A 12721-nucleotide genomic window follows, 5' to 3' on the forward strand; every position below is an offset into this window, starting at 1 on the left:
CCCTGGCAGTGGTTGCCCGCGCAGCCACCGATGCCTCACGCGCGAGGTCAGGCGAGGAAAGATGCCCAAGTCGAAGGTCCGCAAGAAGACCGTCTACACGCCACCGACCGACCGGCGCACGCCGGTCAAGGTGAAGGCAGTCGGCCCGTCCCACCCGGTGTACGTGACGGTCATGCTCGGCATGATGCTGCTCGGCTTGGCGTGGCTGGTGGCGTACTACCTGGTCCCGACCGGTATTCCGGTGATGGAGTCGCTCGGGTCGTGGAACTTCCTGATCGGCTTCGCGCTGATGATCATCGGGCTGCTGATGACGATGCGGTGGCGTTGACCGCCGCTCACCACGCGTGACGACGACCCGGGCGTGACACGTCCGGGTCGTCGTCTGTTACCCCGTCGTTCGCCCAGTTCACCTCATGGTCATCGAACGACACGCGTGTAAGTCATCCCCACTGGGGACAACTCCTGTGGACAACTTTGCGCAATAAAGCACAAGCGCCGGAGCGTGCACATGAGCGAGCCCACGACGACGGAACACCGCTGGGCCCCGCAGGCGCCGCTGGTCGGCATCGGCTGGGTACTGACCGCGATCGCGGCGCTGCTGGTCTTCGTCGGCGAGGACCCGGCCGGCAAGGTGCTGCTGACCGTCGCGGCGCTGATGCTGGCGGCCATCTCGCTGTTCGGCACCGTCGCGCGGCCACGGCTGCGGGCCGACGAGCAGGGCGTGACGGTGCGCGGCTTCCTGTCCAGCCGCAGCTGGACCTGGCCCGAGGTGCGGATCCGGCTGGCCCACGGCCGCCGCCTCGGCCGCGTCACCTCGACGGTCGAGCTGACGGTGCTGCACGACGACGGCCTGATCGTGCTGGGCCAGTTGGACCTCGGCGAGGATCCGGCCGACGTCGTCGAGCAGCTCCAGGCGCTACGACCCTGGACCCAGGGCTGACAGCAGCTGCTGCGCCCTGGTCACGTAGATCAGCACCAACACCACGAACAGCGCCACCAGCGCGCCCGCCTGCCACCAGGTTCGGTTCTTGTCCGGCGTGTAGACCAGCGCGGCCATCGCGATCGCCCCGACGACCAGGCCGCCGAAGTGACCGGTGATCGAGATGCCGGGCAGGCTGAACGTGAGGAACACGTTCAGCGCGAGGGTGATCAGGATGGGACGCGGGTTGAGCTTGAGCCGGACCACGGCGACCAGGTAGCAGCCCATCAGGCCGTAGAGCGCGGTGGAGGCGCCGGCCGCCCCGGTGTCCGGGTCGGAGAACAGCATCACCGCGATCGAGCCGCCGATCAGGGCCAGGAAGTACACCGCGGCGAACCGCACCCGGCCGAGGATCCGCTCCATGTCCCGGCCGATCATCCACAGCGACAGCATGTTCACCGCGATGTGGATGAAGCCGTAGTGCAGGAAGCCGCCGGTGACGACCCGCCACCACTGGCCGTTGAGCGCGGCCGCCCGTGGCCACGTCACCCACTCGGCGAACAGCGGCGAGTCGCTGTTGTTGGCGAAACTTCCGGCCTGCAGCGCGGTGATCACGTAGATGGCCAGGTTGGCCGCGATCAGCGCGTAGACCAGCACCGGCTGGCGGACCAGCCGCGCGCCGGCCACGGTGACCTTCTGGCGCGTGGCCTGGTTGCCTTCGTTCACGCACTCGACGCACTGCTGGCCGACCGAGGCGTCACGAAGGCATTCCGGGCAGGTCGGCCGGTCACACCGGGTGCACCGCAGCCCGGTGTGCCGACCTGGGTGCCGATAGCACGCGGGCAGCGCGTCAGTCGGCTGCCCGTACGGCGCGGTCATGTCAGCCGCGGTCGATCGTGATCTTCTCGATGACGACCTCGGTCAGCGGTCGGTCGCTGCGGTCGGTCGCCGTGTTGCCGATCGCGTCGACGACCTTGCGGGACTCCTCGTCACGCACCTCGCCGAAGATGGTGTGCCGGCGGTTGAGGTGCGGGGTCGGGCCCACGGTGATGAAGAACTGCGAGCCGTTAGTGCCGGGCCCGGCGTTGGCCATGGCCAGCAGGTACGGCTTGTTGAAGACCAGCTCCGAGTGGAACTCGTCCTCGAACTGGTAACCGGGGCCGCCCCGGCCGGTGCCGGTCGGGTCGCCGCCCTGGAGCATGAAGCCGGCGATCACGCGGTGGAACACGGACCCGTCGTAGAACGGCCCCGTCTTCTCGCCGCGAGCGTTCTGGGTGGAGTAGTCCTTGGTGCCCTCGGCCAGCCCGACGAAGTTGCGGACGGTCTTCGGGGCGTGGTTCGGGAAGAGGTAGAGGCGGATGTCGCCCTGCGTGGTGTGCAGGGTCGCCCCGACGATGTCGTTGTCAGCCACGACGCCATCGTGCCATCCACGGCGGGATCGCGGCGGGAGGGGCAGACTGGATCGGTCAGATCGGTACCGATCGGCAGGGCTTGGAGCAGCAGATGGACGAGGTCGAGACCATGACCGAGGCCGGCGCGAAGGCGGGCGAGGCGGTCGGCCGGGCGGTGCGCGCCGCTCGTCGGCAGGCCGCTCGCGCCGGTCAGGCCGGCATCGAGAAGACGCACGAGCTGGTGGATTTCGCCGGCGAGGAGTTCAAGCCGACCCGCAAGGCCGCCCGCAGGATGGCCAAGCAGGCCCGCAGAGACCTCCAGCGCACCGCGGACCAGGCGCGCAAGGATCTCAAGCGGACCACGGGCAAGGCGCGGGCCGAGGCCGTGCGCAACGCCAACCAGATCCGCAAGCAGGCCCGCAAGGTCGCCGAGGACCTGGCCGACACCGTCGACCCGCGGCCGACCAAGCGTCGCCGCCGCTGGCCGTGGCTGGTCGGCCTGGTGGTCGCGGGCGGGGCGACGGCGGTTGTCGTGCTGTCCCGACGGCCGCGCGAGGTGCGGCTGCAGGACGTGCGCGAGGACCCGCCGGGCTCGGTCCACGTGCCCGAGCCGGCCCGCAACGGCCACGAGGCGCCGAAGACCGCGGACAAGAAGTAGGGCCGATGCCGCCCCGACCCCGCTGACCAGCGGGGTCGGGGCGGTTTCCCGTTCCGCCCGGCCCGGTCGCCGTTCGTCGCGGAAACGACACCGTTCCCAGGGCCCGGTCGCCCCGCTGGTCGCTTATGCCCGATTGAGGGCTGCCGATGTGATCTGGATCTCCTAGGTTGCGGCGGGTAACTACCCCCGTCCGGGAGGTTGCCGTGGGCACCACCGAAGACTCCGCCGCCGCGCCGACGCCGGCCGCGACCGACTGGAGCGAGGTACAGGCCAGTCCTGACTTCGCCGAGCTGCGCCGCCGGCTGCGCGGTTTCGTGTTCCCGATGGCCGGGCTGTTCCTGGCCTGGTATCTGCTGTACGTCCTGCTCGCCGACTACGCCCACGGCTTCATGTCGACAAAGCTGTTCGGCAACATCACCGTCGGGCTGCTGTTCGGCCTGCTCCAGTTCGTCTCCACCTTCGTGATCACCGGCCTGTACGTCCGGTTCGCCAACCGGGTCGTGGACCCCGCCGCCGACAAGATCTGGCACGAGATCGAGGGGGAGCAGCCGTGAAGGTGTTGGCCGCGGGCGTCGAGGGCAGCAACCCGACGCTGAACATCTCCATCTTCGCCGTGTTCGTGCTGATCACCCTGGTGATCGTGTTCCGGGCCAGCCGGAGCACCAAGACGGCCACCGACTTCTACGCCGCCGGCCACTCGTTCACCGGCCCGCAGAACGGCATCGCGATCTCCGGCGACTACCTGTCGGCCGCGTCCTTCCTCGGCATCGCCGGCGCGATCGCGATCTACGGCTACGACGGCTTCCTGTACTCCATCGGCTTCCTGGTGGCCTGGCTGGTCGCGCTGCTGCTGGTGGCCGAGCTGCTGCGCAACACCGGCCGGTTCACCATGGCCGACGTGCTCAGCTTCCGGATGAAGCAGGGCCCGGTGCGCACCGCGGCCGCCATCTCCACGCTGGCCGTCTCGTTCTTCTACCTGCTGGCCCAGATGAACGGCGCCGGCGGCCTGGTCGCCCTCCTGCTCGGCGTGTCCGGCACGGCCGGCCAGGCCGTGGTGGTGGCGGTGGTCGGCGTCATCATGATCATCTACGTGCTGGTCGGCGGCATGAAGGGCACCACCTGGGTCCAGATCATCAAGGCGGTGCTGCTCATCGTCGGCGCCTTCGTGATGACCGTCTGGGTGCTCGGCAAATACGGCTTCAACCTGTCGGCGCTGCTCGGCGACGCCGTCGCCCACGGCGGCAAGACCGGCGAAGCGCTGCTCGGCCCGGGCAAGCAGTACGGCGCCACCAGCACCTCGCAGCTGGACTTCCTGTCCCTGGGCATCGCCCTGGTGCTCGGCACCGCCGGCCTGCCGCACGTGCTGATGCGCTTCTACACGGTGCCGACGGCCAAGGAGGCCCGGCGCTCCGTGGTCTGGGCGATCGTGCTGATCGGCATCTTCTACCTGTTCACCCTGGTGCTCGGCTACGGCGCCGGCGCGCTCGTCGGCCCGGAGACGATCAACGGCGCCCCCGGCAAGGTCAACTCGGCCGCCCCGTTGCTGGCCCTGGCGCTGGGCGGGCCGATTCTGCTCGGCCTCATCTCCGCCGTCGCCTTCGCCACGATTCTGGCCGTCGTCGCCGGTCTCACCATCACCGCGTCGGCGTCGTTCGCCCACGACATCTACGTCAACGTGATCAAGAAGGGTGACCGGAGCGCGGCCAAGGCCGAGGTCAAGGTGGCCCGCTGGGCGGCCGTGGTGATCGGTCTGGTCGCCATCGTCGGCGGCATCGCCACCAACGGCCAGAACGTCGCGTTCCTGGTGGCGTTGGCCTTCGCCATCGCCGCGTCGGCCAACCTGCCGACGATTCTCTACACGCTGTTCTGGAAGCGGTTCAACACCACCGGCTCACTGTGGAGCATCTACGGCGGCGTCATCATCACCGTGGGCCTGATCGTCTTCTCCCCGGTCGTCTCCGGCGCGAAGACCTCGATCTTCCCGTCGGCCCACTTCGACTGGTTCCCGCTGAGCAACCCGGGTCTGGTCTCCATCCCGCTGTCGTTCCTGCTCGGCTACCTCGGCACCGTGCTGGGCAAGGACCGGGCCGACGAGGCCAAGTACGCCGAGATGGAGGTCCGCGCCATCACCGGCGCCCACGCCGCCCAGGCCGTCCACCACTAGCAGGCAGCACCCCCGATTGCCGCCCTCACTTCACAACCCGAGGGCGGCAATCGCCTGCTTGGCCACCTGCTTGGCCTTGATCGTCTGCTTCTGGTCCGTGGACACCACCACAGCGGCACCAGCCTTGGACACGGCATACACCGCCCCGCTGCCGGTCGCCTCCGAGCCGCCCGCCCATCCCCCCGGCAGCTCCGCCTTGTCCGAAGTCTCGATCGGCGCCGCCTTGTTGACCAGCGCCGTCGCCGACCCCGCGTCCCCCACGTACACCTGCACCGTCATCTGCTTGTCGTTGCCAAAGCTGTAGAAGAAGCATGCCGGGTGCGGCTTGTCCGCCGACACCATCACCTTCGTGACCTTCTCGCCATTGGCATCTTCAACAAACGTCGAGCTCAGATACGGACACTGCGCAGTGCTGGCCGGCACCGGATCCGCCGGCGCCACCGCACTGGTAGACGTGGGCACAGCCTTGCTGCTGGTCGTAGGCGCCGGCTCCGCCGTCCCCGGCGCGACCTGCGGCGACGAGCACCCCCCCAGCGTCACAGCAGCAGCCAGAACCCCGATGCACCACGCAGCGTTCCTCATAGGTCCGACAGTGTCGACCATGACACCCAGCACCCAGGACCGGGGGTGACCACACACCCCCCGATGCGCAGCGAGCCCCAAAGAGCCCTCACCCACCTGGAGCCCTCACCCACCTTGGGGGGTGCAGGGGGGCGAAGCCCGCCCTGCCTTGGGGTCTGGGGCGCGAGCCCCAGAAGGACAACGAGCGAGGCGGCGCGACGAAGTCGCGCACACCTCGCCCACTCGCGAGTGGAGACAAGGGGAATCGAACCCCTAACCCCGCCTTGCAAAGGCGGTGCTCTGCCAATTGAGCTATGTCCCCGAGGGGTCGCGACCGTCAGGCCGTCGGACCCCGATGTTCGCCCAACCTCAGTCGGTCGGGGCCGTCGCCTCGCGCCACAGGTCGGCCTCAGCCTTCGCGGACCGCTGACGTCGCACGATGAACAGCACGACTCCGGCCACAGCCACGAGCGCGATGAGCTTCTTCACGTCTAGTCGCCTCCTTGGCGCTTCCACACCGCAACACAGGACAGGTAGTCCCCAACATACACGGGCCCCCACCCCGCCCGGCCTTGCTCCAGCCGGAACGCCCACCCCTCGACTCCTCAGAGCCACCAACCAGGAGTGGGGGGTGCAGGGGGGCGAAGCCCGCCCTGCCCGGGGGTCTGGGGCGCGAGCCCCAGAAGGAACCTGAAACGATAAATGCCTGGAAGCAAAGCTTCCAGGCACACGTAACCCATCGTTTCAGTGGGCCCAGGAGGACTTGAACCTCCGACCTCTTCGTTATCAGCGAAGCGCTCTAACCGCCTGAGCTATGGGCCCTTACGAGGGAGAAGATTACCGTACTCCTCTCCCCTGATCCAAACCGGGTCTACTCGCGCTCGGAGAGGGTCACCTCGACGCCTCCGGCCAGGTCAGCGGACACGTTGTAGATGAAGGCGCTGACGGTGGCCATGGCCGTGAACAGGATCACGTTCACGAGCCCGACCACGGCGGCGATGCCGAAGACGCGGCCGGCGCTGATGAGGTCGCCGCCGCTGGTGTCGCCGCCCTGCACGAGGTCGTTGTAGGTGCCGTTGAGCTTGGTCCACACGTTCATGCCGCCGAGCACGCTGTAGAGCACGCCGACGGCGACCATCCAGACCAGGAACATGGCGAAGCCGAGCACCAGCGCCAGCTTGAGCACCGCGGCCTGCTAGTCAGAACATCCCCCACTAACCTAGATACGAACGAAGACTAGACTCCAACCGGAGAACAGTCGCTGCCGGAGCATAGCCGGGACGGCGTGATTGAGACTTTACAACCGGGCAACCGATATCCGATGGATCTTCATGCAATGCAGTCATACGCGCCCTTCTCAGGCCAGGCGAGGTCTTAAATCGATATGCGTGAGTGGCATTAGCTTCTACTTGGTCGGATCTCCCATAGTTCGGCGGTGACCCGCTGCCAGGGCGGCGGGGCCGAGGGGGCCACCGTCTCGGTCGAGACGGTGGCTTCCCCGGGGCTGAACTTGGCAGTCTCCTGCTCGTGACTGACGGCGCCGTTGGTCGCCGGCTCGGCCGCGGCCGCCGGCTGCTCGGGCTGCTCCGGCTCGGGGGCGGGAGCCTCCTCGGTCGCCACGGACTTCTTCTCGACCTCGCCGTCCGGCTGGGTCTTGGCGTCCGGCTGTTCCGGGTTCTCCGGAGTTGTCACGAGCGGTCCTCAGTCAGCTTGTCGGTTGTCCCCGCAGCGCCTTACTCGGCCACGTCCGGGGCGGGGGTCTGGTCGTCGTCCTCTCCGGAGACGTCCGTGGGCTCGTCGGCGTTGCGTGCCACACCCATCAGGGTGCCGCCCTCGTCGAGATTCATCAGCCGCACCCCCTTCGTCTGCCGGCCGGCCTTGCGCACCTGCACCACGCTGGTACGGATCACTCCACCAGAAGACGTGATGGCGTACAACTCGTCGTCCTCGTCCACGATCAGCGCGCCCACCAGCCTGCCACGCTTGCGGTCGTACTGAATGGTCAGCACGCCCTTGCCGCCGCGTCCCTGGATCGGGTAGTCGTCGATCGGCGTCCGCTTGGCGTAGCCGCCGTCGGTGGCGACCAGCACGAACTTGTCGAGCTGCACGACGCCCATGGACAGCAGCTCGTCGCCGTTGTTGAAGCGCATGCCGAGCACGCCGGAGGTGGCCCGGCCCATCGGACGCAGCGTCTCGTCGGTGGCGTGGAACCGGATGGACTGCCCGTCGGCGGAGACCAGCAGCAGGTCGTCGTCGGCCGCGCAGAGCACGGCGCCGACCAGCTCGTCGTCCTCCTTGAGGTTGATGCCGATGAGGCCGCCGGCCCGGTTGGAGTCGAAGTCGGCCAGGCGCGACTTCTTGACCAGGCCGGTCTTGGTGGCCAGCACCAGGTAGGGCGAGACCTCGTAGTTGGGGATCTCGATGACCTGGGCGATCTCCTCGCCCGGCTGGAAGGCCAGCAGGTTGGCCACGTGCTGGCCGCGGGCGTTGCGGTTGGCCTCGGGCAGCTCGTAGGCCTTGGCCCGGTAGACCCGGCCCATGTTGGTGAAGAACAGGATCCAGTCGTGGGTGGAGCACACGAAGAAGTGGGCGATGATGTCGTCCTGCTTGAGCGCCGCGCCCTGCACGCCCTTGCCGCCGCGCTTCTGCGAGCGGTAGAGGTCGGTCTTCGTCCGCTTCGCGTAACCCGTCCGGGTGATCGTGACGACCACGTCCTCGACGGCGATGAGGTCTTCCATGGAGACGTCGCCGTCGAACGGCAGGATCCGGGTCCGCCGGTCGTCGCCGTACTTGCTGACGATCTCCATCAGCTCGTCGCGGACGATGGACCGCTGCCGCTCCGGCCGGGCCAGGATGTCCTGGAGGTCGGCGATCTCGATCTCGATCTCGGCCAGCTGGTCGACGATCTTCTGCCGCTCCAGCGCGGCCAGCCGGCGCAGCTGCATCTCCAGGATGGCGTTGGCCTGGATCTCGTCCACCTCGAGCAGCGCGATCAGGCCGAGACGCGCGTCCTCGACGGTCGGCGACCGGCGGATCAACGCGATGACCTCGTCCAGCTGGTCGAGCGCCTTGACCAGGCCGCGCAGGATGTGGGCCCGCTCCTCGGCCTTGCGCAGTCGGTAGCGCGTCCGCCGGACGATGACCTCGATCTGGTGCTTCACGTAGAGGCGGATCATCTGGTCCAGCCGCAGCGTGCGCGGCACGCCGTCGACCAGGGACACCATGTTCACGCCGAACGTGTGCTGGAGCTGGGTGTGCTTGTAGAGGTTGTTGAGCACGACCTTGGCCACCGCGTCCCGCTTGAGCGTGACCACGATGCGCATGCCGGTCCGGCTGTTGGACTCGTCGGCGATGTTGGCGATGCCGGTGAGCTTGCCGTCGCGGACCAGGGTGGCGATGTTCTCCACCAGGTTGTCCGGGTTGACCTGGAAGGGCAGCTCGGTGGCGACCAGGATGGTGCGCCCCTTGTTGTCCTCCTCGACCTCGACGACGGCGCGCATGCGCACCGAGCCGCGGCCGGTGCGGTAGGCGTCCTCGATGCCGCGGGTGCCCAGGATCAGGCCGTGGGTCGGGAAGTCGGGGCCCTTGATCCGGGCCATCACCGCTTCCAGCGTGTCCTCGTCCGAGCTCTCGGGGTTCTCCAGCGCCCACACCACGGCCGCCGCGACCTCGCGCAGGTTGTGCGGCGGGATGTTGGTGGCCATGCCGACGGCGATGCCGGCGCTGCCGTTGATCAGCAGGTTGGGCACCCGGGACGGCAGGACGATCGGCTCCTGGATGCGGCCGTCGTAGTTGTCCCGGAAGTCGACGGTCTCTTCCTCGATGTCCTGCAGCATGTGCATGGCCAACGGGGTGAGCCGGCACTCGGTGTACCGCATGGCGGCGGCCGGGTCGTTGCCCGACGAGCCGAAGTTGCCCTGGCCGTCGACCAGCGGGTAGCGCAGCGCCCACGGCTGGGCCAGCCGCACCAGCGCGTCATAGATCGACGAGTCGCCGTGCGGGTGGTAGTTGCCCATCACATCGCCGACGACGCGGGCGCACTTGTTGTAGCCGCGGTCCGGCCGGAAGCCCGAGTCGTACATCGAGTACAGCACCCGGACGTGCACCGGCTTGAGGCCGTCGTACACGTTGGGCAGCGCGCGACCGACGATCACGCTCATCGCGTACGCGATGTAGGAGTTCTGCATCTCCTGCTGGATGTCGACCGGCTCGGTCCGCCCGTGGTTGTCGGGCGGCAAGGTTTCGGTCACGACTGGTAGTTCCTTTCAACCAAGGCGAGGAGGCGGTGGGGCCGGGACGTCACACGTCGAGGAACTTGACGTCCTTGGCGTTGCGGGTGATGAAGGACCGCCGGGCCTCGACGTCCTCGCCCATCAGCACGCTGAACAGCTCGTCGGCGGTGGCCGCGTCGTCCATGGTCACCTGGAGCAGCACCCGGTTGCCCGGGTCCATCGTGGTCTCCCACAGCTCCTGCGCGTTCATCTCGCCGAGGCCCTTGTAGCGCTGGATGCTGTCGTCCTTGCCGATCTTCTTGCCGGCGGCCAGGCCGGTCTCGATCAGCCCGTCGCGCTCGCGCTCGGAGTAGGCGTACTCCGGCTCGACGCCGCGCTGCCACTTGATCTTGAACAGCGGCGGCTGGGCCAGGTAGACGTGCCCGTGCTCGATCAGCGGCCGCATGAAGCGGAACAGCAGCGTGAGCAGCAGGGTCCGGATGTGCTGGCCGTCGACGTCGGCGTCGGCCATCAGCACGATCTTGTGGTACTTGAGCTTGGCCAGGTCGAAGTCGTCGTGGATGCCGGTGCCGAAGGCAGTGATCATGCTCTGCACCTCGGTGTTCTTCAGCACGCGGTCGATGCGCGCCTTCTCCACGTTGATGATCTTGCCCCGGATCGGCAGGATCGCCTGGAACATGGAGTCCCGGCCCTCCTTGGCCGAGCCGCCCGCCGAGTCGCCCTCGACGATGTAGATCTCGCACTCCTCGGGGTCCGTCGACCGGCAGTCCTTGAGCTTGCCGGGCAGACCGCCGATGTCCAGCGCGCCCTTGCGGCGCACCAGCTCGCGGGCCTTGCGGGCGGCCAGCCGGGCCTGCGAGGAGGACACCGCCTTGTTGATGATGATCTTGGCCTCGGCCGGGTGCCGGTCGAACCAGTCGGCGATCCACTCGTTGCAGGCCTTCTGCACGAAGGACTTGGCCGAGGTGTTGCCCAGCTTGGTCTTGGTCTGGCCCTCGAACTGGGGCTCCTTGAGCTTGACCGAGACGATGGCGGCCAGGCCCTCGCGGATGTCCTCGCCGGAGAGGTTGCCGTCCTTCTCCTTGACCAGCTTCTTGTCCTTGGCGTACTCGTTCACCACCCGGGTGAGCGCGGCGCGGAAGCCCTCTTCGTGGGTGCCGCCCTCGTGGGTGTTGATCGTGTTGGCGAAGGTGTACACCGACTCCGAGTAGCCGGTGTTCCACTGCATGGCGATCTCGACCTCGAGGTCCTCGCCCTTGGCGTCGAAGGCGACGACCTTCTCGTGCAGGGCCTCGCGGGTCTTGTTGATGTGCCGGACGAAGTCCTCGAGACCCCCGGGGTAGTGGAAGGTCTGCTCCTTGACCCGCGCCACCTGGCCGTCGACGTCCGCCTCGGCGTCGACCTCGGCGACCCGCTCGTCGCGGACCACGATGGTCAGCCCCTTGTTCAGGAACGCCATCTCCTGCAGCCGGCGGGACACCGTCTCCAGGTTGTACTCGGTGGTCTCGAAGATGTTCGGGTCCGCCCAGTACGTGATGATGGTGCCGGACTCGTCGGTCGGCTCGCCCCTTTGCAGGGGGCCGGTCGGCACCGAGTGCTCGTAGGTCTGCGTCCAGACGAAGCCGTCGCGCCGGATCTCCACCTGGAGCTTGCTCGCCAGCGCGTTCACCACGGAGACGCCGACGCCGTGCAGGCCGCCGGAGACCGCGTAGGAGTCGCTGTCGAACTTGCCGCCGGCGTGCAGCGTGGTGAGCACGAGCTCGACCGCCGGCTTCTTCTCCACCGGGTGCTCGTCGACCGGGATGCCGCGACCGTCGTCGATGCACTGCACGCCGCCGTCGGCCCGCAGCACCAGCACCACCTTGGTGGCGTGGCCGGCCATCGCCTCGTCGACGGAGTTGTCCACGACCTCCCAGATGAGGTGGTGCAGACCGCGTTCGCCGGTGGAGCCGATGTACATGCCCGGCCGCTTGCGAACCGCCTCGAGACCCTCGAGCACGGTGATGGACTTGGCGCTGTACTCAGCGTTGTTGTTGGCAGCCACGAGCTTTGCTGTCTCCCTCTGGGACGCCACGCAGGACTGGTGTGCGAGCCTGCGCGGACGGACCCGTCCAGCGCTGCCGTGCTCACATCCTCCGGAAAGTATACCGGGCAACCCCGTCGGAAAGGCGGCTAGGACCCGCCTCAGAACGTCACAGAAGCCCGGAAGTGAACGGACGAGGGTCCGCGGGGCTGCGGATGTCACTCGGTCCGGCTACGTTCGTCTCCGAAAGCCGTGATTTCCCCGCTGCCGTGTTTCACATGAAACATGGCACGTCAGCCGTAGGTGTCGCGTGGCCCTCGACCTGGGGCATGTAGCGGGCCGAATCGCCAATTGGGGGCCGACGGGCCCTGCACCTTGAGCCGCTTGACGACGTTCGGCCCGACGCCCTTGGCGATCTGCTGCAGCAGCTGGCGCTGGAGCAGCCGGAGTTGGGTGGCCCATGCCGTCGACTCGGCCTGCACCACCAGCTCACCCTCACGCAGCGTCACCGGTTTGGCATGCTCGGCCACCTCGGCGCCGACCAGCTGGGCCCACTTCGCGAACACCTGGCCGCCGGACAGCTGCTCGCTCCAGCCCCGGTCCTTGGCCATCCGGGACACCAGGCGGCCGAGCGGCTGCGGGTCCCGATCGTCCGACCCGGACCCCGACCAGCGCCGCCGGCGGCCCCGGTTGACGGCGGCGCCCGCACGCTTGGTCGGCTGTCGGGACTTGGCCGCCGCGCGGGCGGCCGCCAGGGCGGCGCGGGCGAGGTC

General features: G+C 68.2%; 12 protein-coding genes, 2 tRNA genes and 2 pseudogenes. 5 read left to right on the forward strand and 11 right to left on the reverse strand.

The annotated features are described in order from the left end of the window. The first annotated feature begins 61 nt into the window (after positions 1-61). Positions 62-328, forward strand: coding sequence for a cell division protein CrgA (gene crgA, locus KUTG_RS26340; RefSeq protein ID WP_043720472.1), 267 nt, complete (start codon positions 62-64; stop codon positions 326-328). Positions 329-508: 180 nt separating this feature from the next. Beyond that, entirely contained in the window at positions 509-940 is a 432-nt protein-coding gene (locus tag KUTG_RS26345; protein ID WP_043730694.1) for a PH domain-containing protein, read from the forward strand. Here the strand turns inward: KUTG_RS26345 and KUTG_RS26350 are convergent. Together KUTG_RS26350 and KUTG_RS26355 are read right to left on the reverse strand one after the other, a co-directional pair. After that, on the reverse strand, positions 917-1645 hold the full coding sequence (locus KUTG_RS26350; protein ID WP_232240947.1) for a rhomboid family intramembrane serine protease: 729 nt from the start codon (positions 1643-1645) through the stop codon (positions 917-919). The two genes, KUTG_RS26345 and KUTG_RS26350, sit on opposite strands and share 24 nt — an antisense overlap. A gap of 154 nt (positions 1646-1799) precedes the next feature. Beyond that, positions 1800-2330, reverse strand: coding sequence for a peptidylprolyl isomerase (locus KUTG_RS26355; RefSeq protein WP_043720475.1), 531 nt, complete (start codon positions 2328-2330; stop codon positions 1800-1802). A gap of 92 nt (positions 2331-2422) precedes the next feature. Between KUTG_RS26355 and KUTG_RS26360 the strand changes: the two genes are divergently transcribed. The 3 genes from KUTG_RS26360 (at position 2423) to KUTG_RS26370 (ending at position 5132) form a co-directional block, all read left to right on the forward strand. Next, the gene (locus tag KUTG_RS26360) at positions 2423-2968 is read left to right on the forward strand and encodes a hypothetical protein (protein ID WP_157494782.1); all 546 of its coding nucleotides are present in this window, start codon (positions 2423-2425) and stop codon (positions 2966-2968) included. 203 nt (positions 2969-3171) lie between these two features. Beyond that, positions 3172-3522: a DUF485 domain-containing protein gene (locus KUTG_RS26365; protein WP_043720476.1), complete on the forward strand. Its 351-nt coding sequence runs from the start codon at positions 3172-3174 to the stop codon at positions 3520-3522. Then, on the forward strand, positions 3519-5132 hold the full coding sequence (locus tag KUTG_RS26370; protein WP_043720478.1) for a solute symporter family protein: 1614 nt from the start codon (positions 3519-3521) through the stop codon (positions 5130-5132). Before KUTG_RS26365 ends, KUTG_RS26370 begins: the two co-directional genes overlap by 4 nt. Positions 5133-5162: 30 nt before the next feature. Here the strand turns inward: KUTG_RS26370 and KUTG_RS26375 are convergent, their stop codons facing one another. The 9 genes and pseudogenes from KUTG_RS26375 to KUTG_RS26410 form a co-directional block, all read right to left on the reverse strand. Then, a complete protein-coding gene (locus KUTG_RS26375; RefSeq protein WP_369794511.1) occupies positions 5163-5573 on the reverse strand; it encodes a DUF2020 domain-containing protein in 411 nt (136 codons plus the stop codon). A 370-nt stretch (positions 5574-5943) separates the two neighbouring features. Beyond that, a tRNA-Ala gene (locus KUTG_RS26380) sits at positions 5944-6015 on the reverse strand. 50 nt (positions 6016-6065) lie between these two features. After that, positions 6066-6182, reverse strand: a pseudogene (locus KUTG_RS63925) (DLW-39 family protein); the annotation flags it as partial. A gap of 259 nt (positions 6183-6441) precedes the next feature. Continuing rightward, positions 6442-6515: transfer RNA gene (locus tag KUTG_RS26385), tRNA-Ile, on the reverse strand. Positions 6516-6564: 49 nt separating this feature from the next. Continuing rightward, a pseudogene (locus KUTG_RS26390) lies at positions 6565-6882 on the reverse strand (DUF3566 domain-containing protein); the annotation flags it as partial. A 209-nt stretch (positions 6883-7091) separates the two neighbouring features. Next, positions 7092-7385 carry a hypothetical protein gene (locus tag KUTG_RS26395; RefSeq protein WP_043720481.1) on the reverse strand — a complete coding sequence of 98 codons (294 nt, stop codon included), beginning with the start codon at positions 7383-7385 and terminating at the stop codon, positions 7092-7094. Positions 7386-7426: 41 nt separating this feature from the next. Next, positions 7427-9943, reverse strand: a complete 2517-nt coding sequence (gyrA, locus tag KUTG_RS26400; protein ID WP_043720484.1) for a DNA gyrase subunit A — start codon at positions 9941-9943, stop codon at positions 7427-7429. A gap of 49 nt (positions 9944-9992) precedes the next feature. Beyond that, positions 9993-11969 carry a DNA topoisomerase (ATP-hydrolyzing) subunit B gene (gene gyrB, locus KUTG_RS26405; protein ID WP_043720486.1) on the reverse strand — a complete coding sequence of 659 codons (1977 nt, stop codon included), beginning with the start codon at positions 11967-11969 and terminating at the stop codon, positions 9993-9995. 272 nt (positions 11970-12241) lie between these two features. Next, on the reverse strand, positions 12242-12721 hold a 480-nt coding region (locus KUTG_RS26410; protein ID WP_063753566.1), incomplete at its 5' end, for a DciA family protein.

Origin of the sequence: Kutzneria sp. 744 (genome assembly GCF_000568255.1) — a bacterium.
Lineage (GTDB): Bacteria > Actinomycetota > Actinomycetes > Mycobacteriales > Pseudonocardiaceae > Kutzneria.